Source organism: Actinoplanes sp. NPDC049316 (assembly GCF_040677315.1).
Classification (GTDB): domain Bacteria; phylum Actinomycetota; class Actinomycetes; order Mycobacteriales; family Micromonosporaceae; genus Actinoplanes.
The window spans coordinates 60,713-85,581 of the sequence record NZ_JBFAQM010000034.1; the positions used below are offsets into that span (position 1 = coordinate 60,713).

27 protein-coding genes are annotated in these 24,869 nt (G+C 71.0%); 13 read left to right on the forward strand and 14 right to left on the reverse strand.

Annotated features, from left to right (window positions below; translation table 11 throughout):
• Window positions 1–36: 36 nt before the first annotated feature.
• Together AB0K03_RS34990 and AB0K03_RS34995 are read right to left on the reverse strand one after the other, a co-directional pair.
• Window positions 37–525 carry a hypothetical protein gene (locus AB0K03_RS34990; RefSeq protein WP_364694278.1) on the reverse strand — a complete coding sequence of 163 codons (489 nt, stop codon included), beginning with the start codon at window positions 523–525 and terminating at the stop codon, window positions 37–39.
• Window positions 526–1,163: 638 nt separating this feature from the next.
• Window positions 1,164–1,844 (reverse strand): NAD(P)-binding domain-containing protein, encoded by a 681-nt coding sequence (locus AB0K03_RS34995; RefSeq protein ID WP_364694281.1) that lies wholly within the window; start codon window positions 1,842–1,844, stop codon window positions 1,164–1,166.
• 174 nt (window positions 1,845–2,018) lie between these two features.
• Between AB0K03_RS34995 and AB0K03_RS35000 the strand changes: the two genes are divergently transcribed.
• Together AB0K03_RS35000 and AB0K03_RS35005 are read left to right on the forward strand one after the other, a co-directional pair.
• Entirely contained in the window at window positions 2,019–2,651 is a 633-nt protein-coding gene (locus AB0K03_RS35000) for a TetR/AcrR family transcriptional regulator (RefSeq protein ID WP_364694284.1), read from the forward strand.
• Between the two features lie 16 nt (window positions 2,652–2,667).
• Entirely contained in the window at window positions 2,668–3,792 is a 1,125-nt protein-coding gene (locus tag AB0K03_RS35005) for a CapA family protein (protein WP_364694287.1), read from the forward strand.
• A 1-nt stretch (window position 3,793) separates the two neighbouring features.
• Here AB0K03_RS35005 and AB0K03_RS35010 read toward each other — a convergent pair whose 3' ends face one another.
• From AB0K03_RS35010 to AB0K03_RS35025, 4 genes are all read right to left on the reverse strand, one after another.
• Entirely contained in the window at window positions 3,794–4,408 is a 615-nt protein-coding gene (locus tag AB0K03_RS35010; protein WP_364694290.1) for a GNAT family N-acetyltransferase, read from the reverse strand.
• Window positions 4,409–4,576: 168 nt separating this feature from the next.
• Window positions 4,577–5,374, reverse strand: a complete 798-nt coding sequence (locus AB0K03_RS35015; RefSeq protein WP_364694293.1) for an HPF/RaiA family ribosome-associated protein — start codon at window positions 5,372–5,374, stop codon at window positions 4,577–4,579.
• A gap of 301 nt (window positions 5,375–5,675) precedes the next feature.
• Window positions 5,676–6,707, reverse strand: a complete 1,032-nt coding sequence (locus tag AB0K03_RS35020; RefSeq protein ID WP_364694296.1) for a hypothetical protein — start codon at window positions 6,705–6,707, stop codon at window positions 5,676–5,678.
• Window positions 6,704–7,060 (reverse strand): helix-turn-helix transcriptional regulator, encoded by a 357-nt coding sequence (locus tag AB0K03_RS35025; protein ID WP_364694299.1) that lies wholly within the window; start codon window positions 7,058–7,060, stop codon window positions 6,704–6,706. The genes AB0K03_RS35020 and AB0K03_RS35025 overlap by 4 nt, the downstream gene beginning before the upstream one ends.
• 138 nt (window positions 7,061–7,198) lie before the next feature.
• On the opposite strand from AB0K03_RS35025, the gene AB0K03_RS35030 reads away from it, so the two are divergent.
• The gene (locus tag AB0K03_RS35030) at window positions 7,199–7,552 is read left to right on the forward strand and encodes a hypothetical protein (RefSeq protein WP_364694302.1); all 354 of its coding nucleotides are present in this window, start codon (window positions 7,199–7,201) and stop codon (window positions 7,550–7,552) included.
• Between the two features lie 212 nt (window positions 7,553–7,764).
• Here AB0K03_RS35030 and AB0K03_RS35035 read toward each other — a convergent pair whose 3' ends face one another.
• Window positions 7,765–7,947, reverse strand: a complete 183-nt coding sequence (locus AB0K03_RS35035; RefSeq protein ID WP_364694375.1) for an alpha-L-rhamnosidase C-terminal domain-containing protein — start codon at window positions 7,945–7,947, stop codon at window positions 7,765–7,767.
• Here AB0K03_RS35035 and AB0K03_RS35040 point away from each other — a divergent pair.
• Together AB0K03_RS35040 and AB0K03_RS35045 are read left to right on the forward strand one after the other, a co-directional pair.
• A complete protein-coding gene (locus AB0K03_RS35040; RefSeq protein ID WP_364694378.1) occupies window positions 7,877–8,059 on the forward strand; it encodes a hypothetical protein in 183 nt (60 codons plus the stop codon). The two genes, AB0K03_RS35035 and AB0K03_RS35040, sit on opposite strands and share 71 nt — an antisense overlap.
• A gap of 19 nt (window positions 8,060–8,078) precedes the next feature.
• Entirely contained in the window at window positions 8,079–8,753 is a 675-nt protein-coding gene (locus tag AB0K03_RS35045) for a formylglycine-generating enzyme family protein (RefSeq protein WP_364694305.1), read from the forward strand.
• A gap of 113 nt (window positions 8,754–8,866) precedes the next feature.
• On the opposite strand, the gene AB0K03_RS35050 is transcribed toward AB0K03_RS35045, so the two are convergent.
• From AB0K03_RS35050 to AB0K03_RS35065, 4 genes are all read right to left on the reverse strand, one after another.
• On the reverse strand, window positions 8,867–9,985 hold the full coding sequence (locus AB0K03_RS35050; RefSeq protein ID WP_364694308.1) for a VLRF1 family aeRF1-type release factor: 1,119 nt from the start codon (window positions 9,983–9,985) through the stop codon (window positions 8,867–8,869).
• A 169-nt stretch (window positions 9,986–10,154) separates the two neighbouring features.
• On the reverse strand, window positions 10,155–10,835 hold the full coding sequence (locus AB0K03_RS35055) for a lysozyme (RefSeq protein ID WP_364694311.1): 681 nt from the start codon (window positions 10,833–10,835) through the stop codon (window positions 10,155–10,157).
• Window positions 10,836–11,253: 418 nt separating this feature from the next.
• The gene (locus AB0K03_RS35060) at window positions 11,254–11,805 is read right to left on the reverse strand and encodes a hypothetical protein (RefSeq protein WP_364694314.1); all 552 of its coding nucleotides are present in this window, start codon (window positions 11,803–11,805) and stop codon (window positions 11,254–11,256) included.
• A 61-nt stretch (window positions 11,806–11,866) separates the two neighbouring features.
• Entirely contained in the window at window positions 11,867–13,597 is a 1,731-nt protein-coding gene (locus AB0K03_RS35065; RefSeq protein ID WP_364694317.1) for an aminotransferase class V-fold PLP-dependent enzyme, read from the reverse strand.
• Window positions 13,598–13,757: 160 nt separating this feature from the next.
• Between AB0K03_RS35065 and AB0K03_RS35070 the strand changes: the two genes are divergently transcribed.
• Window positions 13,758–14,879 carry a PIG-L family deacetylase gene (locus AB0K03_RS35070; protein WP_364694320.1) on the forward strand — a complete coding sequence of 374 codons (1,122 nt, stop codon included), beginning with the start codon at window positions 13,758–13,760 and terminating at the stop codon, window positions 14,877–14,879.
• A gap of 105 nt (window positions 14,880–14,984) precedes the next feature.
• Here AB0K03_RS35070 and AB0K03_RS35075 read toward each other — a convergent pair whose 3' ends face one another.
• Together AB0K03_RS35075 and AB0K03_RS35080 are read right to left on the reverse strand one after the other, a co-directional pair.
• Entirely contained in the window at window positions 14,985–15,566 is a 582-nt protein-coding gene (locus AB0K03_RS35075; RefSeq protein WP_364694323.1) for a class I SAM-dependent methyltransferase, read from the reverse strand.
• A 31-nt stretch (window positions 15,567–15,597) separates the two neighbouring features.
• Window positions 15,598–15,834: a hypothetical protein gene (locus AB0K03_RS35080; RefSeq protein ID WP_364694326.1), complete on the reverse strand. Its 237-nt coding sequence runs from the start codon at window positions 15,832–15,834 to the stop codon at window positions 15,598–15,600.
• A gap of 463 nt (window positions 15,835–16,297) precedes the next feature.
• On the opposite strand from AB0K03_RS35080, the gene AB0K03_RS35085 reads away from it, so the two are divergent.
• The 6 genes from AB0K03_RS35085 to AB0K03_RS35110 all read left to right on the forward strand — a co-directional run bounded on the left by AB0K03_RS35085 (window position 16,298) and on the right by AB0K03_RS35110 (window position 23,158).
• Window positions 16,298–16,813: a cation:proton antiporter regulatory subunit gene (locus AB0K03_RS35085; protein ID WP_364694328.1), complete on the forward strand. Its 516-nt coding sequence runs from the start codon at window positions 16,298–16,300 to the stop codon at window positions 16,811–16,813.
• Between the two features lie 7 nt (window positions 16,814–16,820).
• Entirely contained in the window at window positions 16,821–18,032 is a 1,212-nt protein-coding gene (locus tag AB0K03_RS35090; RefSeq protein WP_364694331.1) for a cation:proton antiporter, read from the forward strand.
• Between the two features lie 162 nt (window positions 18,033–18,194).
• Window positions 18,195–19,511 (forward strand): hypothetical protein, encoded by a 1,317-nt coding sequence (locus tag AB0K03_RS35095; RefSeq protein WP_364694334.1) that lies wholly within the window; start codon window positions 18,195–18,197, stop codon window positions 19,509–19,511.
• 77 nt (window positions 19,512–19,588) lie between these two features.
• On the forward strand, window positions 19,589–20,779 hold the full coding sequence (locus AB0K03_RS35100) for an ATP-binding protein (protein WP_364694337.1): 1,191 nt from the start codon (window positions 19,589–19,591) through the stop codon (window positions 20,777–20,779).
• A complete protein-coding gene (locus tag AB0K03_RS35105) occupies window positions 20,776–21,213 on the forward strand; it encodes a response regulator (protein ID WP_364694340.1) in 438 nt (145 codons plus the stop codon). The genes AB0K03_RS35100 and AB0K03_RS35105 overlap by 4 nt, the downstream gene beginning before the upstream one ends.
• Window positions 21,214–21,220: 7 nt before the next feature.
• Entirely contained in the window at window positions 21,221–23,158 is a 1,938-nt protein-coding gene (locus tag AB0K03_RS35110) for a response regulator (RefSeq protein ID WP_364694344.1), read from the forward strand.
• Between the two features lie 2 nt (window positions 23,159–23,160).
• Here AB0K03_RS35110 and AB0K03_RS35115 read toward each other — a convergent pair whose 3' ends face one another.
• Window positions 23,161–23,826 (reverse strand): TetR family transcriptional regulator, encoded by a 666-nt coding sequence (locus tag AB0K03_RS35115; protein ID WP_364694347.1) that lies wholly within the window; start codon window positions 23,824–23,826, stop codon window positions 23,161–23,163.
• 106 nt (window positions 23,827–23,932) lie between these two features.
• Here AB0K03_RS35115 and AB0K03_RS35120 point away from each other — a divergent pair, with 106 nt between their 5' ends.
• Complete coding sequence (locus tag AB0K03_RS35120) at window positions 23,933–24,850, forward strand: SDR family NAD(P)-dependent oxidoreductase (protein ID WP_364694350.1); 918 nt, start codon at window positions 23,933–23,935, stop codon at window positions 24,848–24,850.
• Window positions 24,851–24,869 lie beyond the last annotated feature (19 nt).

Consider the following 24,869-nt stretch of genomic DNA (forward strand, 5'->3'; position numbering starts at 1 on the left):
GTCGTGGCGCGCGATGCCGCTGGATTCCGCCGCCCGTCAGGATCCCTGCCGCGTCCATCGCTTCAGTACGGCCACAGGCGCGTGCGCCGCCGGCCATATCTGTATCGTGAGTCGCTCCATGGTCGCGGGGTCGTCGTCGGATTCGTTGTCGGCGTCGTAGGCCGCTGCCAAGTTGGACTTGGCCACCCTTATGCGCACCCAGCCCGGTGCTACGGAGAAGCGGGCTGCATCGGGCTCGAAATCGGTGCATCCCATGACGACCACGCGGCCGGAGCTCGCCCGCAAGCTGCCCTCGACGACATGGTCGAAGCCGGTGACGTCGTCGGCTGGTGGTTGATCCCTGACGTCGACGGTGACCGAGACGTCCATGTTCGCCGCCGTCCCCACTGCCATGGCATCGTCAGCTGCCGCAAGCTGATCATCCACCGCGCCTCCGGTCCAGGCATCCCCGAGATCCGTGCTCGACCCTTCATCGAACAGATGGATCTGGTGGTAGTCGGCGAACAAGGTCAACTCGCTGATCATGGAGCCATTATCGCTCACGCGTTCCCAGACGGTGGAGGTGTCCCGCAGGATCGGAGCTCATGGACGAGGAAAGGCTCAAGGTTGATCAGGCGGTTCGGCGGGCGCGATGGCGGGCCTGGACGAACGCCACGTCCCCGCGGATCCCTCCCCACTAACTCCACGGCACGACGGTGAGGTACTTGCCGATCGCCGAGAAGACCGGTGCGGCGTCGGCGTGGCGGCCGCTGCGCGCGAGCCCGTACGCCAGGAAGTTGATGTCCTCCAGCCAGTCGGCGTGCCGCGCCGTGGGTTGATGGAACCACGGTCACCGTCGAGCGTCTCTGCGCCGGGGCGACAGGTCGCACCGGGGTCACGCAGCTCGGTGGAAGGTGGAACCAGCGCAGGGCTTCGAAGCCCGGCGGGAGGCCGGCGGATCCGTAGTGGACGTCGTCGGGGTGGTCCTCTTTCACCTCGGCGGCTGGGACCACTCCGGACGTTTTGCCATTCGGCTCTCTGCTCCCGCACCTTTGGGGATCGTGCTGGTTGCGGGCCAGTGGCGGAAGTCGCGCCGCGGGAGCGCCGGCCGCGGCCCGGCGGGTCACCCCGCCGGGCCTCAGGCGCGTCCCGATCAGCGACGCCGGGCGGTCTCGCCCGCGCCGTCAGCGCACGACCTTGATGTTGAAGGTCGGGGTGTTCAGCACCCCCATGAGACGCAGCCAGATAGGTAGCAGCATCTCGCTTCCCCGCGCCGTGGTGATGTCACCGAGGTCGATGACGTCGGTGTGGCCGAACGACTCCAGCAGGCCGATGACGGTCTTCTTCGCGTCGGCGTCGTTGCCGGACACGAAGACGGTGTGGTCGCCGTCGGCCAGGTTGCGCGGGTTGACCATGAGCGCGGCGGTCAGCGTGTTGAGCGCCTTGACGACTTTCAGCCGCGGGAACGCGGCCTGGATCTGCTCGCCGAGCGAGTCGGTGTCCTTGACGAACAGGCTCGGCGGGAATCCGGCGGAGAAGTCGAGCGGGTTCGCGATGTCGATCAGGATCTTGCCGGCCAGGTTCTCCGTGCCGGCCGCCTGCAACGCGGCGAGGGACACATTGCCGGAGGTGGCGTTGACGAGCAGTTGGGCGTCGGCGGCGGCCTCCGCGTAGGTCGCCAGGTGGACCTGCGGATGGGCGTGCGCCCAGGTGGCGTACGGCGGGTTGCCCATGGTGTCGGGGTCTTTCTTGGCCAGCGTGACCTCGACGTCGCGGGTGCCGACGGTGACGTCGTGGCCCAGTTCGGCGAGTCTTGCGGCCAGAGCCTGTCCGACCATGCCGGTTCCCAGCACTGCGATCTTCACGATGGTGCTCCTTGGCGGGTGTCTCGGTTGCGCCCGGAGATCGGGCATCTGCACCGAGGGTACGTACAGGTCCGTACACCCAGCAACAGCTGCACAGCGGCGAACATGTGACGGTCACCTCGGCTGAGGTGCCTACAGGTCTGTATCCTTGACCGGAAGCAGAGGAGGACCGTCATGAGCCCGTCCGATCGCCGGCCCACCGCGCGCGACAAGATTCTGGAAACGGCCTTCCGGCTGTTCTACGAACGCGGCCCTCGCGGCGCCGGCATCGACACCGTCGTCGCCGAGTCCGGGGTCGCCAAGACGACGCTCTACAAGTACTTCCCGCGCAAGGACGACCTCGTCCTCGCCTACCTGGACGAGGTGGACCACACCTGGTTCGGGAGCCTGCGCGCGGCTGCCCGCGCCGCCGGGGACGATCCTCGGGAGCAACTGGTCGGCATGTTCGACGCGCTCGGCTCGGCCTGCCGGCGCGAGGGCTACCACGGCTGCGCGTTCATCAACACCGCCGCCGAATCCGAACCCGGCAGCGCCGTGCATCGCCGTACCGTCGAACACAAGGCGGTCGTCCGCGCCTGGGTGACCGATCTCGCCCGGCGCGCCGGTGCGGCCGACGCCCAGCTGCTCGGACGCCAGCTCACGACCCTGCTCGACGGCGGCTTGGCAGGCGGCGTGCTCGACGCGGACCCAGCCATCCCCGCCGCCGCGAAGGCGGCGGCCCGAGCGCTCGTCGACGCCGCATGCCCGTCACCCCGAGTGGGTGAGATGAGACCCAGGGCTTTCGGCCCTTCCGGCGAAGCGTCGTGACGGTGACCGTCTCCCTGTGGCATGTGCAGCCGCGTACGGCGGTTCGACGTCCCTGTTCCTCTGCGGGGACGTCATGCTCGGACGCGGCATCGATCAGATTCTGCCGTGTCCCGGTGCTCCGGCGCTGCGCGAGTCGCTGGTGCGTGACGCCCGTACCTACGTCGGGCTCGCGGAGGCGGTCAACGGCCGGATCCGGCGGCCGGTGGATGTGTCGTGGCCGTGGGGGGACGCGTTGGCGTTGCTCGATCGAGCCGCGCCCGAGGTGCGGATTATCAATCTCGAGACCAGCATCACCACCAGCGACGACTTCGCACCGGGCAAGGGCGTGCACTACCGGATGCACCCAGCCAACATCGGCTGCCTGACGGTGGCGCGGCCGGACGTCTGCGTACTGGCGAACAACCATGTCCTGGATTTCGGCCGGGCAGGTCTGGCGCAGACGCTGGAAGTCCTGGCGGAGGCCGGGTTGCCGACCGCCGGGGCGGGGTCCGACCTCGCCGCGGCGCGCCGCCCGGCGATCGTCCCGCTCGGTGGCGGGCGCCGCGTGGTGGTTCTGTCCATCGGGACCGCGTCGAGTGGCATCCCCGCGGGCTGGGCCGCCTCCGCGGCGCGGCCGGGCGTCAACCTGGACCCGCCGCTCACCGAGACCCTTGACGAGGTCGGCCGGGTGAAGCGGCCGGGCGATGTCGTTGTCGCCTCGATCCACTGGGGTTCGAACTGGGGTTACGAGATAGCAGCGGATCAGATCGCCCTCGCCCACGCCCTGGTCGACGGCGGCGTCGACGTCGTGCACGGGCATTCGAGCCACCACCCGAGGCCCATCGAGATCTATCGGGGCCGGCTGGTGCTCTACGGCTGCGGCGACCTGATCGACGACTATGAGGGCATCGCCGGTCACGATGAGTTCCGCAACGATCTCCGTCTGCTCTATGTCGCGCTGGTGGATGCGGGCAGCGGCCGGCTCGTGCAGCTGCGGATGACGCCGTTGCAGGCCCACCGGATGCGGCTACGACGGGCCTCCACTGCCGACACCCGGTGGCTGCAGAGCACACTGCAGCGGGCGAGCCGCCACTTCGACGTGTCGATCGGCCTCGGCCCGGACGGCTGCCTCACCGTGGCGTCGTCGCGGGGTGGCGTCTGATTCACCGGTTCTGGCCGAGATCGCCGAGTTGTTGCACGGCGGCCGCCACATCGTCGCGGTCCAGAGCAACCGCGGCCTCGGCGAACCCCTGCCTGATGGTTTCCCTGCTGGCGCTGCCCACCAGCTCCAGCAGGGCCGTCACCGGCCGGTTCTCCGCCAGGTAAAGGGCGCTGAAGGTCTGGATCCCGCGGTCGAGAGCGGCTTCGGCCAGCAACTCCACCAGCGCGGTGGCCAGCCCGGCCCGCCGCCATGCCGGGTCCACCGCGACGGCGATCTCCGCGACACCGTCGGCGCTCTGCTCATACCGGGTGATGGCGATGCCGTCTCCGGTTCGCGGGTCGCCGGCGACCAGGGCGAACCGCTTCTGGTAGTCCACTGTGCAGAGGCGCGCCAGCAGTGCCGGCGTGATGCGCGGTGGCGAACCGAGGAAACGGCGGTACAGGGTGTCGGGATCGGCGGTCCGGATCGCCTGCGCGAGGTGGGCGCTGTCCTCGGGAACGATAGGACGAATGAATGCCCGGCGCCCGTCCGAGAGCTGTAAGTCGCGCTCGTACTCACGCGGGTAGTCCGGCGGTACGCGGGCTGGATGCTGCACAAGTGGCTTCATCGGATCCATACTGCTCGCTCATCAACATCTCGTAGGCGCGGCGTGCGGCCTGACCGGCGCGCATGGCGTCCGGCTCCTCCGTCGGCAGCTGCCGCAGGCCGTGGGTGAGGATGCCGGTCGCCTCATGCAGTGGCGCCGGCTGAGCCTCCAGCCGTCCGAGTCGTGCCTCGACGGTGCTCAGCCGGCGGGCGTGATGAGGCCGTAGTGGCCGTCGTAGCGGTGGTAGAGCAGCCGGCCGCGGCCGTCGGCGGCGTCGGCGTAGAACAGGAACGGCTGCCCGGTGAGGTTCAGCCGCTCTATCGCCTCGGCGGGGGTGAGCCGGGGGGCGGGCTGGTTGCTGATGGTGAGGGGCGCGGTGACGCCGGTCTCCGGCTGCTCGAGCGGGCGCAGGCGGGTGAGGCGGTAGCCGGTGGGTCCGGCACGGTAGACGATGGCGTCCCGGCCGGTGCGCTCGTCCGTGAACAGGTGCACGTCGTAGTCGAGTTGCTCCATGTCGAAAATCGCCTCGTCCGGTGTCGCGCGGGCGAGTTCGTACGCCTTGTGCCGGATGATCCGGCGTTCCTCGGCGGGCCGGGGGAAGTAGTGCGGCCGGTGCGGGCCGTCGGTGGTGTGCCGCCACTCGTGCGGGCCGGGCGCCGGTGTGCCGCCGCGGCGCGCCTCCCAATGCAGCGCCATGCGAGTCAGCCGGTGCTCGAGCCGGTCGTGCAGCAGGTCGATGGCTTCGCGCAGCGTGGGCGCGGCGACGTCGCCACGCAGGAGGCGCCCGTCGACGTCCAGGTTGGCCTGTGCCCGCGCCGGGCGCGGCACGCCCGGGTCGGCCGAGACGGACAACTTCACGCGTACGTGCGCGATCGGCTCGCGGGTGTGGCGGCACGCATGAAGAACCTTCGTACGGGCATAGTCCACCATGCCGATGGGAATCCGCCCGGAGGTGATCACCTCCACGTCGGCTGTCGCGGCCGGTTGCCGATCCATCCGTTCACCCCCAGGCGCGGCCATCACCCACCGGCGGGCTTGCCGGCTGCCCGATGGCGGTGCTCCTCATCGGGGCGGTGGCTCGCCGGACGGCGGGCCGCACGCTCCGGGCCGCCACCGAGGTGTCTCACCTCTGCGCCGGTGGGCGTTACCGTCATATTCCGCCTGGTTCTGCACCGATGCCAGGGTCGCAGGTCCCGACCGGAGGTGCGTCCGGCACGTCGAGTTCTTGCGGGGGCCGGCCGGCTCCCCGGGCCCCCCACAGGGAGGACCCGTGCGGATGCCGCCGCCGGCCGGACTGCTAACGCTTCGCTCTGTTGCTGGGGAGCGAGTCGCCCGCCGCGCAACGTTCGGCGGCGGCATGAACACGGGGGAAGGCGGTCCGTCGCCGAGCGATCGACGTGGTTGACACGATCATTGCCGCGGCAGCCGTCGACACGATGACTGCCGCGATGGCCAGGGTGGTCCAGTCCGCGTTCGGTCCGCCACCGTACAGGCCGACGGCGAGTTCTTCCGCGAGCGGATGCAGCCACAGCATGCCGATCGGGCCTAGCAGCACCAGCAATGCCCAAGCACCACGGAAGTCGCTGCGCACCGCCCGCCCCGCGCCGACGAGCAACGCCACCAGGAGGAGCGCTATCCCGGCGTCGGGGAGAATCTGCTCGGCGGGCCAGCCGTAGTGCCCGTGGAAGGCGTCGCCGCCGTCATGGGCCGCCATTGCCGCTGCGGGCAGCGCCGCGGCTGCGCCGGCGAGCGGGAGGAGTCGCAGCCAGAGGGTCAGCCGCCCGGGAACGCCGAGCGCAACGAGTCCGAGGCAGGCCTGGGCGAGGAGGACGAACAGCGGCGGCCGGAACCGATCGACGGCGGCAGCAAGCGGCACGACGGCGACGGTGAGGAAGAGGGCGAGACCGATCGTCAGGCGTGTCCACCGGCCGGGTGCTGCCACGTGCACCACCCCGGCGAGCAGCCATGCCGCCCACACGCCAAGACCCAGGGAGACGTACGAGCCGTGCTGGTCGAAGCCGAACCACGGCGTCGTCCACGGATTGAGCTCGAGCATGGTCCAGGCGCCGGCGAGAGCCGTTGCAGTCACCAACGCCAGCGTCGCGGCGAGCTGCGAACCCGCTCCGATTCCGGTAGCGCCGAACGCGCGCAGGCGCTGGCGTATCCCACCGCCGGCCAGGTCGATCACGTCGGCGGTCGACGGCCACCGCTGGTCCGGCGAGGACAGCGCAAGATACGTACCCGCGATTTCGCTTCCGCGCAGGTCGCGGTAGGCAGCCGGATACCAGATCCGGATCAATCGCTGGTAGCGGCGTTCCAGGTCGCTCATGCGATCCCTCCATTGAGGCGGGGTGTGCCCCGACGGGTACGGGCGGTCAATCGGGCGGTCGCCGCCTCAACGTTGCGGCGCATCCGTTCCGTCTCGTTGGCGAGCAGGTCGCCGCCGTGCTCGGTGAGCCGGTAGTAGCGGCGCAGCCGGCTGTCCACCACTTCCTCCCGCTCGACGGTCACCAAGCCCGCGTCGAGCAACCGGTCGAGGGCACCGTAGAGCGTGCCGGGACGCAGGGATACGCGGCCGTCGGACAGCCGGGCCACCTCGGTGATCAGTCCGTAGCCGTGCAGCGGCTCCGCGACCAGCGCCGTGAGGATCAAGAAGGTTGGTTCGCGTAACGGTGTTTCCATCCGGTCAATATATCGGCTGCGAAGATATAACGGTGTGTCGCCGCCTTGATTGACGGGTCAAACTCTTAGTTGACAGTTCAACCTATTTGAGTGACGCTGGCATCGATACGGATCATTCGACGCCTCGAAAGGACGATGATGCGGACCACCACCAAGCGAATCGCTGCCGGTCTCGCCGCCGCGCTGGCCACCACCATGGCCGTCGCGCTGCCGGGGTCACCCGCGCTGGCCGGCGGGCCGGTCCCGAACCCCGATCAGGGCCTGGTGTTCTACTCCTCCAACCCGCTCGAGGTGGTCGGCCGGCAGCCGGCCCCGGACGACGTGTGCCGCCCGATTCCGGCTCGTGCGACCTGGGCGATCGACTGGAACAACGCGTTCCCCCGCGGTGTCGGCGGCTACACCACTGCCGACTGCAGCGGCGAGCCGCGCTTCTATGTCGACTCGTTCCACAGCTGGCCGGAGGGCTTCCTGCTGTCCTACAAGTCGCTCTGACGGGCCAGTGCCGGTGGTCGCCCGCAGGCGGCCACCGGCACGGCCGCGGACGAGGCGGGCCCACCGCGGTGGAACCGTCGCATCACAAGCCTGCCGCTCGCCGACGCGGCCGAGGCGTTGTCGCTGCTGGAGAACGGCAAGAACATCGGCAAGGTGGTCCTCATCCCGTGACCGCAGTGCTGACGGGACCGTGAAAGTGGCGTAGGCGCCGTTCATGCCGATGAAGGTCGCTCCCGGCGGGCGGGCACATGAACCGTGGCGGTCGCCCCGGCGGGGACGACAACCTCGAGAGCGAAGCTTTTCGACGTACGTTTCCAGCTTGAAATGATCGTCCTCAGCGGAGAGTCGACGTGGGCTGCGGCGTGGCGCAGGTCGCCGACCGGGCTGGGCTTGATCGTGACCGCGGGAACCGGCACCCCACTCCTCGCGCTCAGCGCCGCGTTCAAGCGGGTGCGGGGGATGTCCCCGCGTACGCTGCGCAGCGAGGCCGCCGCCCAACCCGGATAGATGTACGATTCGTCCGGCCATGCATGACGTACCGTTCACCGAGATGGTCCGCATTCCCGCCGGGCGGGTCACGCTGTCGGACCGCCGGACCCAGCGCAGCTGGCAGGTCGGCCTCGCGGCGTACGAGATCGGCGCCTACCCGGTGACCCAGCGGCTCTACGCCGAGGTCACCGGCCGGCGGCCGAGCCTCACCACCGGGGACCCGCTGCCCGTCGAGAGCGTGTGCTGGTGGGACGCCGCCGCTTTCTGCAACGCCCTGTCCGCACGCGCCGGCCTCACCCCCGCGTACGAGCTGAGCGAGGACGACGAGCGGGCCCGCTGGGACGCCGCGGCCGACGGCTACCGGTTGCCCACCGAGGCGGAGTGGGAGTACGCGTGCCGCGCCGGAACCACCGGCCCGCGGTACGGCCCGCTCGAGGACATCGCCTGGTATCGCGGCAACTCCGGCGAACGCCTGCACGAGGTCGGGGCCAAGCTGCCCAATCCGTGGGGCCTGCACGACATGCTCGGCAACGTCTGGAACTGGTGCTGGGACATCTACGACGCCGAGGTCTACGGCGGCTACCGGGTGCTGCGCGGCGGCGGCTGGTTCGACGAGCAGTGGAGTTGCCGGGCGTCCGTGCGGCGGCGAAGTCACCCGAGCCTGCGCATCGACGACGTGGGATTCCGCGTCGCCCGGTCAGCCGGCAGCTGACACCGGCGGCGCTGCGTGTCGCTCGCTGCGGCAGGGCGCGGATGAGCCGAACCAGGATGCGAGCGGTATCGCGCAGTGTCGCCGTCGGCCGATGAGGAGCGGCTGACAGCCTGTTACGGCTGCAGCAACGCCGCAACGCCTTCGGCGCCGGCCAGCGGCTCCGCGGCTTCGGCGTCGACGAAGGTGACAAGGCCGCCGGCGCGGTACGTCTGCTCGACCAGCAGTTCACCCCGGCCGGAGTCGTCGGTGGCAGTGTCGCCGGCCCGCGGCCTGGAATTGTCGAGCAGCAGGTGCCGCACCCGGCCGTGTGCGGCCGCGCGGGCGGTGTCGGCCGGCCCGTAGCAGGCGGCCTCGCCGGCGAACGCGGCGTCGCGGACCTGCTCGGCCAGACGGATGTGGGCACGCCGGCGGGCGGCGCGGAGCTCGGCCGTCACCAAGGCGGCGACCTGGGCGGGTGGCAGGGCCGTGGGGATCGTGTGGGCCGCGATGAGCAGGTCGGCGCGCATCGCCGGTGGCAGGCCCGCGGTGAACGCCGTGACCAGGTCGGTGTCGCCGGTGACCAGCACCTGCTCCCAGTCGGACCAGGCGGTGAGTGCGCTGAGCCGGCCGCCGGTGTCGGTCAGGAATCGTTGCAGGTGGGCGGTCATCCGGCGGTCGTGCAGGTCGCGCTGGGCGGCGCTGCGCGGGCCTTGCCGGGGCCCCGCCTGCCCGGGGCCGACCAGCTCGCGGGTTTCGACGGCCGGTTCGTACGCCGCGGCGGCGATCTCGGCGGCGTGGCCCAGCCGGTGGTCGAGGACGCGTACGCCGGCGCCGGACACCGCGACGATCCCGGCCGGCGCTTCAGCGCTGTAGGCCGCCGCGAGCGGCCACAGGTAGGCGGTGTCCGAGAGCCGGGCGGTCTCCCCGAGCGGCATCTGCACCGCGAAAGTCCGGGTGTCGCCGTGGTCCAGCCGGGCGAACAGGGCGCGGCCCCGGCCGTGGGCAGCCGGGTCGAGCAGCCGGCTCACGGATGGTTCCAGCGCGTCGAGCCGCTGCCGCAGGCGGGTCGCACGGCGGTGACCGGCGGTGTCGGAGATCCCGCGGCGCAGCGCGTCCATCACGTGTGGCAGAAGCACCTGCCGGGGCGGCGGGCCGGGACTGTCCTGGTGCGGATCGATGGTGACGTACACGGACAGCACCCCGAGCGGGTCGCGCAGCCGGGCGAGGTTCTGCAGGTCTGCAATGCGGATCACCGACATGGCGCACCTCCGCGGAAGATGCCGCCAAGCCTACGAACGGGATCCGAGCGGTGGGCAGAGCCGAAGGTCCCGGCCGGGACGGACGCCGCTCGTCTTCCTCACCCCGTCCGGTCGTCCCGCCGACAGGACGGGCAGGCGCCCGCGGGACGACCGGACGGGCCGATCAGCAGGGGCCGTTGCAGGCGAGCACGCGCAGGCGGTCCAGCGTGCCGTTCCACTGGTTCGAGTCGCCGGCGAACGGCCCGCTGCTCGAGTACTGCCAGAACGACCACGTCGGCGCGCCGGCCGGGAGGGTGCCCGGGGTGCTGCTGTAGCGCGCCAGCCACAACGGCGAATTGGCCCAGAAGCCGCTGTAGTCACCGGTGCACGTACGCCACCAGTCGGTTGTCGTGTAAATGGTCGCCCAGCGCCCGGTCCGGGCCTGGTACCGGTTCAGGAAATCGGCGATCCACGAGCGCATGGCGGCCTGCGACAGGCCGTAGCAGGTGGCGCCGTACGGGTTGTATTCGATGTCCAGCGCGCCGGGGAGGGTGCGGCCGTCTTTCGACCAGCCGCCGCCGTGGTTGACGAAGTAATCGGCCTGGGCGGCGCCGCTGCCCCCGTTCGGAATGGCGAAGTGGTAAGCGCCGCGGATCATGCCGATGTTGTAGGAGCCGTTGTACTGCTGCGCGAACGACGGGTTCGTGTAATAGGTGCCTTCCGTCGCCTTGATGTACGCGAACCGCGATCCGGCATTCCATTGTGCCTGCCAGTTCACGCTGCCCTGATGGCTCGAGACGTCCTGGCCGTAGGTGACGGTGGCGGCCTGTGCGGGGGCGGCGAGCGTGAGGGTGGCGAGCGTCATCGCGGTGGCGATGGCACCGACCTTGTGAAACAGATTCACGAAACGACCTCCAGGGATGGGGAAAGACGTTCGTCGATTTATACACGATGCGGGCCTGCCCCGTCGCCGGCCGGGTGGAAGGGTCGGGACTGGGGTATTCGTGGCGTACTCCGGCACGGTTGTGGTTTCTTACGGCGTCCGCGACGCCGCCGCGGCCGACGGCCGCTATGTGCGGCAGCGGGCCGGGATCTGCCACAACCGGGGCGGGTCGTTCACCGCACGCTTGTCACTGGGCCCACGCTCCGATCTGCGGTACGCCGCGCAGGCCGGCGGAGCGTTCCCCGGCGACTACATCGGTACGGCCGTCAGCCACGGCCGCTTCTACGCCGCGTGGGCCGTCTCGTCGAAGCCACCGTCTGGGGGGACCTACCATCAGGTGCTATTCGCGGCGGTGATCCGTCCGTAGCGCACGGGACCGGCGCCCGCCCGGCGGGGCGTGCCGGTCGGCGGTGGCGGCGCCGGCAATCGTCGCCGCCTGCGTGCGAGCGGCCCGCCGGGCGAGCAGCTGCAGGCGGCGTTCGACGACCTGGTCGACGTGCAGGGCGATCCAGCCGCAGACGACGGCGAGGGGAACCTCGAGCAGAACGGCGGACAGGACGGCCGACGGCACGTCGGCGGGCCGGGACGTGGTCACGTCGAACCAGGCGTCGACGATCAGCACGGTCGCGGTGGACACCGCCAGGAACCCGACCAGCCTCGAGCCCCGCCACGCCAGCAGGGCCGTCGCCAGCAGCAGGGCGACCAGCAGCAGATCGAAACCCACCCACGCGACCCGGTAATGCTGGGCGCTGGCCCGCTCGGGGAGCGACACCGCCAGGTACACCGTCCACGGCACGGTCGCCGCTCCGAGCGTGGCGAACACCGGCGCCACCCACCGGGGCGCCGGACGCAGCCCGGCGGCGTCGCGGGCGGACTCGTCCCGTACGGCCATGCGACCAGCATGCCACCGGCGGATCTCACGGTGGGCGCTGCGGCGGGGCGCGTTCCCCGGTTCATGCCGGGGCGGCAGGCTCGGCCTCGGCGAGGCAGCTCGGCGGCAGGTGGAACCAGCGCAGTGTCTCGAAGTCCGGCGGGAGCCCGGTGGGGCCGTCGTCGACGTCGTCGGGGTGGTCGCTGATCACCTCGGCGGCGTCATGCAGATACGCGCCGAGGACCTCTTCCCCGGCACGGGTCTGCCGGGCAGGGCCGACGTCGGTGTCGTCGGTGCGGAGCAGGTCGATCAGGCGTACCGGTGGGACGGCCGCGGGGTGACGATGCCGCCAGAGGCCGGTGCGCGGGTCGAAGCGGTAGTCGGCGAGCAGCCGGTGCCCGCCGGTGGCGATGAGGTCCACGGCGTCGATGAGGAAGTCGGCGACGGTGTCGGAGATGAAGTAGTTGAAGTTGATCCGGACCCAGCCGGGTTTGATGCCTTCGCACCCGTGGCCGATCTCGTCGCGGAGGGCCTGGGACTGCTGCGGGCCGATGCCGAGGAGCCGGTGGCCGTACGGGCCGGCGCAGGAGCAGCCGCCGCGGGCCTGGATGCCGAACAGGTCGTTGAGCAGCGCGACCACATAGTTGTGGTGCAGGTACTTCTCGCCGTGGCGCAGCCGCAGCGACACGATCGACAGCCGGCGTGCGCGCCGGTCGCCGAGCACCTCGATGTGCGGGTCGGCCGCCCAGCGGTGCAGCGCCCGCCGCCACAGCCGTTCCTCCCGGTGCTGGATGACGTCGGTGCCGACGGCCTGCTGGAGGGCGACGACGAGGCCGGCGCGGATGGACTCGACGATGGCGGGCGTGCCTCCCTCCTCCCGGGCGACCGGGTCGTCGAGGTAGCGGTGCCCGATCGGGTCGACGAACGCGACCGTGCCGCCGCCGGGGACGGTGGGTACGCGGTTGCGGACCAGGTCGCGCCGGACGACCAGGACGCCGGGTGTCTGCGGGCCGCCGACGAACTTGTGCGGCGACAGGAACACCGCGTCTTTGCCGTCCCGGGCGCCCGGCGCGGACTCGGCCATGCGGATGCGTACGTACGGTGCCGCGGCGGCGTAGTCCCAGAACGACAGCGCCCCGTGCCTGTGCAGCAGCGCCGCGATCGGGTCGGTGTCGGTCAGGATGCCGGTGACGTTGGAGGCGGCCGAGAAGCTGCCGATGCGCAGCGGCCGCTCGGCGTACCGCTCGAGGTGGGCGGCGAGGTCGGCCAGGTCGAGGTGGCCGTCCGGATCGGCGCCGATCTCGACGACGTCGGCGTAGGTCTCCCGCCACGGCAGTTCGTTGGAGTGGTGTTCGTACGGGCCGACGAACACCACCGGCCGCTGCTCGGCCGGGATCCGGTCCTCCAGGTTGAACCGGCGGGCGGGGCCGTCGGGCAGCCGCAGCTCCAGGATGCCGATCAGTTTGTTGATCGCGGCGGTGGCGCCCGAGCCGCAGAAGATCACCACATGGTCGTCGGTGCCGCCGACGGCGTCGTGGATGATGCGCCGAGCGTCCTCGCGGAGGTGGCCGGTTGCCAGGCCGGTGCCGGAGGATTCGGTGTGGGTGTTGGCGTACCGGGGCAGCACGTCGTCCCGGATGGCGTCCTCGATGAAGTCCAGCGACCGGCCGGAGGCGACGTAGTCCGCGTAGGTGATCCGGCGTGGCCCGTACGGGCCGTCGAGGATCTGCCCCTCGCCGATGATCCCCGCCCGGATCCGCTCGATCAACGCCGCGCCGGTCCCGGTCTCCGGACGTCCTCCTGACGGTGTCATCTCCGCAACCTCGGTCATTCCTCGGTGGGCAGAACGCCTTCCATCAGATACCGGCAGGGGTATTTCCGGCAGGGACGCCGGGCCCGGGCTGCCGGGCCGTTCGCCCCCAGTAGCCGCCGTCGGGGTTCTCGGCGATACCCGGAGGGGTATCGTGGGGCGGGTGGGAAGTGGTCCGACGAATCCGGCCGACCGCCGGTCCGGCCAGGGCTTCGAGCTGACCGGCGACGTGGAGCGTGTCCTCGCTGTGGTCGCGCATCCGGACGACGAGTCGTTCGCGCTGGGCGCTGTGCTGGACGGTCTCGTCGCCCGCGGGGTTCCTGTCTCGCTTCTGTGCTTCACCCACGGTGAGGCGTCGACGCTGCACGGCCGCGCCGGTGATCTGGCCACGCTGCGCGACACGGAGCTGCGCTCGGCGGCGGCCGTCCTCGGCGTCGAGCCCGTGGAACTGCTCGACTACCCCGACGGCCGACTCGACCGGCACCCGCTGGATGATCTGGCCGGGCATGTGCGCCGGCTGATCGCCGCACAGCGCCCCAGCCACCTGCTCGTGTTCGACACCGGCGGGGTCACCGCTCACCCCGACCATCAGCAGGCCACCCGGGCCGCGCTCGCGGCAGCCCGCGCCACCGGCCGTGCCGTGCTGGCCTGGGCTCTGCCGCAGGACATCGCCGAGCGGCTCAACGACGAGTTCGGCGCCGCCTTCGCCGGACGCCGGCCGGACGAGATCGACGTGCGGCTCACCGTGTCCCGCACCCGCCAGCGCCGGGCGATCGCCGCCCACCGGAGCCAATCCCTGCACAACCACGTGCTGCACCGCCGCCTGGCGCTGCAGCGCGACCGTGAGCACCTGCGGGTGCTCTACCAACCGAGCCGAGGAGGCCTCTCCATGTCGTACGCGTACACCGCCCGTCTGCCGCAGCCGTTCTCCGCCGCCGTCGTGGACCGGGTCCGCGCCGCGCTCAAGGATCAGGGTTTCGGCGTACTCACGGAGATCGACATTCAGGCGACGCTGCAGGCGAAGCTCGGCGCGGCCATGGAGGACTACGTGATCCTCGGGGCGTGCAACCCGCCGCTGGCGCACCGCGCCCTGGACATCGACCGGGAGATCGGGCTTCTGCTGCCCTGCAACGTCGTCGTTCGCGCCGACGGGACCGGCGCCACGCTCGTGCAGGCGCTGGACCCGCAGACCATGGTCCAGGTCACCGGCCGGCCCGAGCTCAAGGCGGTCGCCGACGACGCCGCCACCCGGCTGCGCGCCGCCCTGGACCAGCTCGGCGGCTGAGCGCCGAACCGCCCCGTCCGGGGCCGGGTCGCCCACCCGGTGAAGGCGGTCATGTGCTGCTGAGACGCCGCGACCAGGTTGGTGTGCAGCAGGCGTGCAGGAAGCTCAGGACCGGGTGGCGACCACGACGGTGTCGCGTGCGGGCACCGCACTGCCGTCCACCGGCCGCAGCGCGGTCTCGGCACGCCGGATGGTCAGTCCGGGCAGCGCGGCCACGATCTCGTCCGGCGTGTACAGGACATCCGGGTCCTGCGGGCCGCCGACGCCGTCGCCGAGATTGCTGCGATCATGGCCTACGACCAGCAGCGTGCCACCGGGCGCCAAGGCGGCCGCCGCCCTGGCCAGCACCGCCGCCCGGCGTGGTGCGGGCAGGTGCAGGTACGCCACCAGCACGCCGTCGAAGCCGCCGTCGGGCAGGTGGGCCGACAGCACGTCGGCTACCACCCAGTTCACGTCGACGCCCCGCTCGGCCGCGAGCCGGCGGCCCCGCTCGACGGCGACCCGGGAGAAGTCCAGGGCGAGCACCTGCCAGCCCTGTTCGGCCAGCCACAAGGCGTTGCGTCCCTCGCCGGCGGCGAGGTCGAGGGCCCGGCCGGGCGGCATGCCGGTGAATTCCCGCACCACGAAGTGGTTGGGCCCGGCGCCCCAGACGAGGTCCTTGGCCGAGTACCGCTGATCCCACTCCATGCTGTTCAGGCTGCTCATCGGGTGCCGCCGTTCATCGTGACTGCTGCTCCTGGTGGCCCGTCCGCCTGCGTTCGCGCTGCTCACGGCTGTAACGCCGGCGGTTCTCCAGGTCATGCTTCCATTGCTCGCGCGCCGGCTGGTCGCAACCCTGTATGGCGCCACGGGTCTGCGCCGGCCCGATCAGCGCGCGGAACCCGAGATCGTCGAAAGTGTCGTGGAACCAGCGCCGGAACGAACGACGCTCGCGATCCTGCCTGCCTGCCGCCATCGGGCCCACCTCCGGAAAGAAGACGTCGACTGTCCTGTACGAGGGCGCGAGTCTTCCCGGCGGATGCGGCCGGACCCACGCCACATCCAGCTCATCTCGCGGAGGACCGCTCGGACAGAGGCGAACGCCCTATCGGTGCAGGTTGCGGCCGGGACCGGGTACGGCGGCTTGCCGGGAGGGGCCGGCCGGCTCAGGACGCCCGGGTCGCCGCCACAGGACTTCACCCGGCCGACCTTGTGCCGGAATCGACCACCGCGCCTGCCGCGTACGACAAGGGGATCCTCGTCCTGGACGGGTTGCTGGTTCCCCGGGACGAAGGGCCTGCCCGGGTGGGCGCAGAGGCGGTGGCACGACGGCGGCTCGGCGGGTGACGCTGGTGCTGCCGAGACCAGGCGGCGCACCGGGCGTCTTGTCCGGCTCGGCGGTTGCGGTGGCACCCGCCGCGTCAGAGAGAAGGCCGATGATGGCGCTGCCCGACGGAGCCGAGGAACGAAGCGCGTTGCACATGAGCGAGGTGATGCTCCCCGGTGTCGGGTTGCGGTACGAGTTCACCAGCCATGACGGAGATCATCTCGGCTTCGTCGCTCGCCGGGACGGCTATGTGGAGGTCGTCCGCTACGACGCGAGCGACCCTGACGAGTGCGAGCCGTTGTTCCGCCTGACCACCGCGGAGGCGGAAGCGGTCGCGGAGATTTTCGGTGCCCCGCGCATCGCCGAGCGGTTCGCCGACCTCAGCCGGGCCGTCCCCGGGCTCGACGCCGGGCAGGTCCAGATCCCGGCGGGGTGCCGGTACGCCGGGCGCCGGCTCGGTGAGACCCGGGCCCGCACCCGGACCGGGGCTTCCATCGTGGCGATCGTCCGAGGTGATGCCGTGCTCGTCTCGCCCGGACCCGGGGACGTCATCGAGGCGGGTGACGTCCTGGTGGTGGTCGGCACGGAGGCCGGTATCGCCGGGGTGCGCCGGATAGTCGAAACCTGAACCGGCCATGCACGCGTCTCTGGCTTTGTTGCTCGAGCTGGGGATCGTCCTGGTCGCCTTGAGCATGCTGGGTTCCGTCGCCAGCCGGCTGAGCGTTCCCGCGATTCCGCTCTACCTCCTCGCCGGCCTCGCGCTGGGCGACGGCGGCGTCGCCGCCGTTCCGGCCGCAAGCGGGTTCGTGCAGACCGTCGCGTCCATCGGCGTGGTGCTTCTCCTGCTCACCCTGGGCCTGGAGTTCTCGACCGGGGAGCTCATGGTGAGCGCGCGGCGTCACGTGCCCAGCGCCGTCGCCGACCTGGTGCTCAATGCCGCTCCCGGAGCCGTGGCCGGCCTGCTGCTCGAGCTGGACGGGGTGGGGGTGCTGGCCCTGGCCGGCGCGACCTGGGTGTCGTCGTCGGGCATCGTGTCGCGGCTGCTCATCGACCTGCGGCAACTGGGCAATAGGGAGACGCCGGCGGTGTTGTCCGTTCTGGTCATCGAGGATTTCGCCATGGCGGTCTACCTGCCGCTGCTGGCCGTGCTCGCCTCCGGTGGCACCTGGTGGCAGGCGCTGATCGGCATAGCCGTGGCGGTGACCGCGGTCGCTGCGGCCTTCGCGGGGTCCCGGCGGTGGGGGCGGCACGTCAACCGGTGGCTCGCCCATCCCGAGCCGGAACAGCTCATGCTCCGCGTGCTGGGGGCCACGCTGATGGTCGCGGCGCTGGCGGAGATGCTCAACGTGTCGGCGGCCATCGGCGCCTTGCTGATCGGCCTGACGTTGACCGGGGAGGGCGCGACCCGGGCCCGCGCCGTGCTCGCGCCGTTGCGGGATCTGTTCGCGGCTTCGTTCTTCCTGTCCATCGGCCTCGCGGTCCGGCCATCGGTGCTCCTTGATGCACTGCCGGCGGCGGCGGCGCTCGCGGCGGCCGGCATCGTGACGAATATCCTCACCGGCTGGTATGCCGCCGGCCGCGACGGCTCCCACACACGCGGCCGGCTGCGCGCCGGAGCAGCGCTGATCGCCCGCGGCGAGTTCTCCGTCGTCGTCGTCAGCGTCGTCGCGGCGACCGAGCCCGCGCTGGCCGGCCCGGTCGTCGCGTACGTGCTGGTGCTGGCCGTGACCGGGCCGCTGCTCGCCCGGTATCTGCCGGGCATCGCCGGTCGTCGCCGTGCCGTCGCGCCGGTGGGTCCACCGTCCCCGGGACGAGCTGGATCGGCGGAGCGGGCAGCCTCGCTCTGACATCTGTGCCGTATTCGGGCTGAAAATACCTTTCTTGGGTACTCATCCGTTGTGTGACCGGCCCGGTGAACGGGAAATTCCTCAGCACCGGAAAGGGCGAAACCCTTCAGATGAGGATCGACTGCGCCGACCGGCGAGGTGTCGGTCTGAGAGGTAGCGAGCATGGTTCTGCAGCAGATGGGCGCGTGGGTGGGTGAGGAACTGCCGCGGCTGAATACGGCGATCCTTCGGGACGAGCTGCCGGTGGACGCGCTGCGGGAGGCGTTGCGGGACGAGGTCATGCCGGGGCTGCCCGCGCCGGACCGGTTCACGCCGGCCGAGGCGCGGCGGATGCTCGTGCACCTCGGTTTCATCGGCGCCTCCGTGGGACGGCACTACCAGGAGCGCACGCCGGGCGGCAAACAGACCCCGGGAGTGGCGTTCGAGGGCCTGGTGGCCGGCGGGGACGAGATCCCCTTCCGGGCCTACTTCGCGGCGATGGCCGACCGTACGGGCACCGGCCACGACCACCGCGACAGCTATGCCTCGCTGGTCCGGTGGAACGTCGGAACGATCGAGGTCCGCCTCGGCGAGGACCTCCTGGCGGTGCTGCCCGGGGAGTTCAACGACGGCCGGATCCGCACCTACACCGGCACCGGCGGCGAGGAACGCTTCTTCGCCCTGGTCAAGAAGGGTGAGGCGATCGAGCTGGCGGTCAACGACCTGCTCGAACCGCTGACCGCCCCGGGAACCCGATTCGACTCCGAGGACGCCGTGTCACGGGTGCGGACCGCCGCGGTCCTGCTGCAGGCGCTGCGGCAGCTGTTCCTCGACTTCGCGGCGCTGCCGCCCGAGCAGAGCATGCCGGCGGAGCACTTCATGGACGTGTTCCGCCAGTTCGCCGTGCACTGGACACCGGGTGACATCCCGCCCAGCGGCGCCCTGGACCCCGAGGCGCTCAAGCGGGACTTCCTGCTCGGCGTCGCCATCGACGACTACGACCGGCACGTGCGCCGGCTGTTTCCGGGGCTACTGTCGGACGAGCGTGCGGCGCTGGAGGCGTTGATGGCGCGGCCCACGCTGCCGCAGCAGATGGCGGCGTCGCTGGGCGTGGACCTGGCCGCGTTGCCGGATGCCGGTCCGGCCGAGGTGCGCAGACTGCTCAGCCGGCAGCCCGTGCTCGCCGACTGGTACGCGCTGCTGGCCGCGCACGCCCGCGCCGCCGGAGCGCACCTGATGGTCAGCAAGAAGTTCCTGTTCAAGCCGCAGCAGCGGCGCGACGCGGAGGGGGTCGGGGACCGGCTGCTCGTGTCGAACCGTTCGGGCACCACCGGAATGACCGAGACGTTCCTGGAGCGGCTGACGCGGGCCCGGCGCGAGCACGTGCTGGCGCCCCTGCGGCGGGGCGTGAGCGCGGAAACGGCAAACACCACCATAGCGGGCGGTGTACGGTCGCGTACGGGAAGGGCTGCACCGGTCGAGGTGCTGCCGGTCTCCTGACCTCGGGGCCTTTCCTGTGCAGAGCCGGAAGCGGGCGGGTCGGCGGAATCGCCGGTCGTGATGCAGCGAGGGGGCCGGTGGTGGGCACGGAGGCCGTCGTCACGTCCGCGGGTGATCCCGCCCGGCCCGAGACCGGCCAGGTCGGGCAGGAACAGCTGATGGCGCTGCTGGACCACACCTCGGCCGTCATCTACATGCGCGACGTCGACGGGCGGTACCTGCTGATCAACCGCGAGTACGAACGACTGTTCAACGTCCGGCGCGAGGAGATCATGGGGCTGACCGACCATGACCTCTTCCCCGTCGACATCGCCGACGCCTTCCGGGCCAACGACCTGAAGGCGTTTGCCGTCGGCGTACCCGTGCAGATGGAGGAGCGGACCCCCGGCGAGGACGGCGAGCGCACCTACATCACCGTCAAGTTCCCGCTCGTCGACGGCGACGGCCGCCCGTACGCCGTGTGCGGCATCTCCACCGACATCACCGAGCGCAAGCGAGCCGAGGAACAGGTCCGCCGGCTCAACGCGGAGCTCGAGCAGCGGGTGCGCGAGCGCACCGCCGAGCTGGAGGCGTCCACCCGCGAGCTGGACGCCTTCGCGTACTCGGTGTCGCACGACCTCCGGGCGCCCCTGCGCTCGCTGGAGGGCTTCAGTCAGGTCCTGCTGGAGGACTACGCCGAGGTCCTGGACGAGCAGGGTCAGCAGTACCTGGGACGGATCCAGGCCAACGCCGCCCGGATGGCCCAGATGATCGACGATCTGCTCGACCTGTCCCGGGCCACCCGTACGGAGCTGAGCCGGCGGCCCACCGACATCAGCGCGCTGGCCGGCGAGATCATCGCCGAGCTCAGGCAGCGCGACCCGGACCGCCGCGTCGACGTCGACATCGCCGGCGGGTTGGTCGCACAGGCGGACCCGCACCTCGTCCGGCTGGTGCTGCAGAACCTGCTCGGCAACGCCTGGAAGTTCACCGCCGACCGGCGCGACGCCGCCATCCGTCTGGCCGTCGAGACGCACGAGGGTGTCGACGTGTTCGTCGTGGCCGACAACGGGGCGGGCTTCGACATGCGGTACGCGCACAAACTGTTCGATCCGTTCCAGCGGCTGCACTCCGCCAGCGAGTACGAGGGCACCGGCATCGGCCTCGCCATCGTGCAACGCATCATCATCCGGCACGGGGGACACATCTCGGCCGACAGCCGGCCGGGCCACGGTGCCACGTTCCGGTTCAGCCTCGTTCCCGGCCCCGCATCCTGGGAGACCCGATGAGCACCGGTCCCATCCTGCTCGTGGAGGACAATCCCGACGACGTCATGTTCACGCTGCGCGCGTTCGAGAAGAACCACATCAAGAACGAGATCATCGTGGCCGGCGACGGCGAGGAGGCTCTGCACAAGCTGCTGCCCGAGGACGGTACGCCGCTGCTGCGCCCCGCGCTGGTCCTGCTCGACGTGAACCTGCCGAAGATCAACGGCCTGGAGGTGCTGCGCCGCATCCGCGAGGACGACCGTACGGCCATGCTGCCGGTGGTGGTCCTGACCACCTCGAACGAGGAGCGGGACATCGTCGAGAGCTACCGGCTGGGCGCCAACAGCTATGTGCGCAAGCCGGTCGTGTTCGGCGAATTCCTCAACGCCGCCAACCTGCTGGGCATGTACTGGCTGCTCGTCAACGAGCCGGTGCCGCTCAAGCGAGGATCGTGACCGCCGAATGGGTCCGGTGCATCTGCTGATCATCGACGACAGCGACGACGACGCGTTCCTGATCATCCGCCATCTCACCCGGGCGGGACTGAGGATCGCTCACAGCCGGGCGGACACACCGGCCGGGGTGCGTGCGGCACTCGCGGAGCGCGTCCCGGACGTCGTCATCTCCGACTACACCATGCCGTCGCTGCGCGCCGAGGAGGCGTTGGAACAGGTCCGGGCCTGCGACCCGGACATCCCGTTCATCCTGGTCTCCGGCGAGATCGGCGAGGAGACGGCGGCGAGCCTGATGCGCGCCGGCGCGCAGGACTTCGTCCTCAAGGACCGTCTCGCCCGCCTCGCGCCGGCCGTCCAGCGGGAATTGCGCGAGGCCACCGAACGGCGCCAGCGGCGCCGCGCGGAGGCGGCACTGCGCCACAGCGAGGAACGCTTCCGGCTGATCGCCGAACACGCTCAGGACATCATCTTCCGCTACCGGCTCCTGCCCGAGCCGATGATGGAGTACCTCAGCCCCGCCGCGGAGGCGCTGATCGGCCGGCCTCCCGATGACTTCTACGCCGACCCGGAGCTGGTGTTCAGCCTCCTCGACGCGCAGGACCGCCCGACGCTGGAGGAGTCGTGGCGCTCGCCGCGGCCGGGCACGCTGACCGTGCGCTGGCACCCGGCGGCGGACGTCACGGTCTGGACCGAGCAGCGGGCGGTGGCCCTGACCGATGACACCGGCCGGGTGACCGCGGTCGAGGGCATCCTGCGCGATGTCACCGAGCGGGTCCTCGCGGAGCAGAAGCGGGCCGACCTCGAGCGGCAGCTGCGCCAGGCGGAACGCCTGGACTCCCTCGGTCAGCTCGCCGGCGGCATCGCGCACGACTTCAACAATCTGCTCGCGGTGATCTCCGGCTACGCCACCATGCTCGCCGAGGACTTCCCCGAGGACGACCAGCGGCGTACCGATCTGGAGGGCATCCAGCAGGCCGCCGCGCGGGGCAGCGCGCTGACCCGCCAGCTGCTGGTCTTCAGCCGGCTCGAACCGTCGCAGCCGGAGGACCTCGACCTCAACGCGGTGGTCATGGAGATGCACAAACTCTTCAGCCGCACCCTGGGCGAGGACGTCGACGTCACCACGTTGCTGCACCCGGACCTGCCCCGGATCACCATGGACCGCAGCAAGCTCGAGCAGGTTCTCATGAACGCCGTGGTCAACGCCCGCGCCGCCATGCCGGACGGTGGCCGGCTCACCATCGTCACCGGCACCTGCGGGGAGCTCTGCCCGGAGGCGGCCGAGCCGGTGTGTCTCGGCGTCATCGACACCGGGCAGGGTATGCCGCCGGAGGTCGCCTCGCGTGCCTTCGAACCGTTCTTCACCACCAAGGGCCGCGGGCAGGGCACGGGGCTGGGGCTCGCGACCGCGTACGGCATCGTCACCGAGGCCGGCGGCACCATCCGGCTGGAATCGCAGCCCGGGCAGGGCACCACCCTCTGGGTCTGTCTGCCCGCCAGCTCCAACGACGCCGTCGTGCCCGCCGAGCCGGCAGCGATCCCCGAGTCGCCGGCCGGCCACGGACGAACCGTGCTGGTGGTGGAGGACGAGGACGCCGTCCGCGACATCGTCTGCCGCATCCTCGGCAAGGCCGGCTACGACGTCCGCGAGACCGGCAGCCCGAAGCAGGCGCTCAAGATGTGCCTGGACGACGGCCTGCAGGTCGACGTGCTGTTGACCGACGTCATCATGCCCGGCATGTCCGGCACCCAGCTCGCGGCCGAGCTGCGCCGGGACCGTCCCGGCCTGGCGGTGCTGTTCATGTCCGGCTACACCAACGGGCCGGCGCCGGGCGGCTGCGAGCTTCCCGCGGACGCCCCGCTGATCCGCAAACCGTTCGGCAAGGAGACGCTGCTGACCGAACTGCACCGGATCCTGCAGCCGCCGGCGCCGCCGGCCCCGTGAGGTCAGCGGCGGGGGAGCACGCCCAGGAGAGTGGCGGTCAGGGCCAGCTTCAGCGAGTCCTTCAGTTCCATGTGGAAACCGGCCAGACCGGGCTCGGCCTCGTAGGCCGCCTGCAGGCTGGGCGGGGGTGTGCTGTACGCCGACAGCGCGCCGGCCATGACCATGGTCTGCAGGCTGAACAGCAAGGCGTTCTCGCCCAGCTCCGGCAGGTGCTTCTCGAGCAGGGCGGTCATGGTCGTCAGGCGCTCCAGTGAGGCGCGCTTGTAGCGCGTCACGACCTCCACGGAGACGTTGTGCTCCAGGACGCTGCCCTGGGCGCCGAAGAGGTCGCACAGCACCGCCCGGCGGGCGAGGGAGCGGCTGAGGATCTCGGCCACCGCCGTCGCCCGCCCGGCCATGGGTAGGTCGTCGTCGACGCCGGCGGCCAGCTCGCCGGCCAGCTCCACCAGCCACTCCTGCAGGAAGCGGTCCAGCAGCTCCAGCAGCACCGCCTCACGGGACTCGAAGTAGCGCAGCACGTTCGGCTTCGCCAGGCCCACCCGGCGGCTGAGCTCGTTCAGGGTCACCGCGGCCACGGGCATCTCGTCGAGCATCGCCGACGCCATGTCGAGGATCGCCCGCCGGCGGATCTCCCGTTGCTCCTCGGTTCGCGCCCGCTGGAAAGTCACGATCGTCAGCCTAGCTTAGATACCAGCGGTACGTTGACAACGTACCGAAAGTATCTTAACGTCGTCCGGGACAAGATACCTTCGGTACGTTAGTGGGGAGCCTGGCATGAGCGAGAAGTGGACGACGGCGAACATCCCGGACCAGCGCGGGCGAGTGGCCGTGGTTACCGGCGCCAACACCGGACTGGGGTACGAGACCGCCAAGGCGCTCGCCGAGCGCGGGGCGTCCGTGGTGCTCGCGGTGCGCAACGTCGAGAAGGGGCGGCAGGCCGCGGCGCGCATGACCGGTGACGTGACCGTCCAGGCGCTGGACCTGACCTCGCTCGATGCGATCGGGGCGGCGTCGGCGGAGCTGCGGGACCGGTTCGACCGGATCGACCTGCTGATCAACAACGCCGGCGTGATGTACACCCCGAAGCAGACCACCCGGGACGGCTTCGAGATGCAGTTCGGCACCAACCACCTCGGCCACTTCGCGCTCACCGGGCTGCTGCTGGACCGGATGCTGCCGGTGCCCGGCTCCCGCGTGGTGACGGTCAGCAGCGCCGGCCACCGCATCCGGGCCGCGATCCACTTCGACGACCTGCAGTGGGAGCGGTCGTACAACCGGGTCGCCGCGTACGGTCAGTCCAAGCTGGCCAACCTGATGTTCACGTACGAGCTGCAGCGCCGGCTCGCCGCGCACGGCACCACCGCCGCGATGGCCGCGCACCCCGGCGTCTCCAGCACCGAACTCGTGCGCTACACCCCCGCGGCGCTCCGGCTTCCGCTCACCTGGCTCGCCCGGACCACCCAGACGGCGGCGATGGGCGCGCTGCCCACCCTGCGCGCCGCCACCGACCCCGCGGCACTCGGCGGCCAGTACTACGGTCCTGGCGGCCGCCTCGAGGTCAAGGGTCACCCCCGGCTGGTCACCTCCAGCCCCGCGTCGTACGAGGTGGCCGTCCAGCAGCGACTGTGGTCCGTCTCCGAGGCCCTCACCGGCGTGACGTTCCCGGTCGCCGGATCGGCCGTCATGAAATAGGCACGGGGCATCCGGAAAA

Bases quoted from the DNA above. Each gene is read 5' to 3' on its own strand.
- AB0K03_RS35040 (WP_364694378.1), top strand. From the start codon at position 7,877: ATGATCGTCCTCAGCGGAGAGTCGACGTGGGCTGCGGCGTGGCGCAGG.
- AB0K03_RS35010 (WP_364694290.1), bottom strand. From the start codon at position 4,408: ATGGATCCGATGAAGCCACTTGTGCAGCATCCAGCCCGCGTACCGCCG.
- AB0K03_RS35065 (WP_364694317.1), bottom strand. From the start codon at position 13,597: ATGACACCGTCAGGAGGACGTCCGGAGACCGGGACCGGCGCGGCGTTG.
- AB0K03_RS35000 (WP_364694284.1), top strand. From the start codon at position 2,019: ATGAGCCCGTCCGATCGCCGGCCCACCGCGCGCGACAAGATTCTGGAA.
- AB0K03_RS35060 (WP_364694314.1), bottom strand. From the start codon at position 11,805: ATGGCCGTACGGGACGAGTCCGCCCGCGACGCCGCCGGGCTGCGTCCG.
- AB0K03_RS35110 (WP_364694344.1), top strand. From the start codon at position 21,221: ATGGGTCCGGTGCATCTGCTGATCATCGACGACAGCGACGACGACGCG.
- AB0K03_RS35015 (WP_364694293.1), bottom strand. From the start codon at position 5,374: ATGGATCGGCAACCGGCCGCGACAGCCGACGTGGAGGTGATCACCTCC.
- AB0K03_RS35120 (WP_364694350.1), top strand. From the start codon at position 23,933: ATGAGCGAGAAGTGGACGACGGCGAACATCCCGGACCAGCGCGGGCGA.
- AB0K03_RS35090 (WP_364694331.1), top strand. From the start codon at position 16,821: ATGCACGCGTCTCTGGCTTTGTTGCTCGAGCTGGGGATCGTCCTGGTC.
- AB0K03_RS35025 (WP_364694299.1), bottom strand. From the start codon at position 7,060: ATGGAAACACCGTTACGCGAACCAACCTTCTTGATCCTCACGGCGCTG.
- AB0K03_RS35080 (WP_364694326.1), bottom strand. From the start codon at position 15,834: ATGGCGGCAGGCAGGCAGGATCGCGAGCGTCGTTCGTTCCGGCGCTGG.
- AB0K03_RS35085 (WP_364694328.1), top strand. From the start codon at position 16,298: ATGGCGCTGCCCGACGGAGCCGAGGAACGAAGCGCGTTGCACATGAGC.
- AB0K03_RS35030 (WP_364694302.1), top strand. From the start codon at position 7,199: ATGCGGACCACCACCAAGCGAATCGCTGCCGGTCTCGCCGCCGCGCTG.
- AB0K03_RS35105 (WP_364694340.1), top strand. From the start codon at position 20,776: ATGAGCACCGGTCCCATCCTGCTCGTGGAGGACAATCCCGACGACGTC.
- AB0K03_RS35020 (WP_364694296.1), bottom strand. From the start codon at position 6,707: ATGAGCGACCTGGAACGCCGCTACCAGCGATTGATCCGGATCTGGTAT.
- AB0K03_RS35075 (WP_364694323.1), bottom strand. From the start codon at position 15,566: ATGGAGTGGGATCAGCGGTACTCGGCCAAGGACCTCGTCTGGGGCGCC.
- AB0K03_RS35095 (WP_364694334.1), top strand. From the start codon at position 18,195: ATGGTTCTGCAGCAGATGGGCGCGTGGGTGGGTGAGGAACTGCCGCGG.
- AB0K03_RS35045 (WP_364694305.1), top strand. From the start codon at position 8,079: ATGCATGACGTACCGTTCACCGAGATGGTCCGCATTCCCGCCGGGCGG.
- AB0K03_RS35055 (WP_364694311.1), bottom strand. From the start codon at position 10,835: ATGACGCTCGCCACCCTCACGCTCGCCGCCCCCGCACAGGCCGCCACC.
- AB0K03_RS34990 (WP_364694278.1), bottom strand. From the start codon at position 525: ATGATCAGCGAGTTGACCTTGTTCGCCGACTACCACCAGATCCATCTG.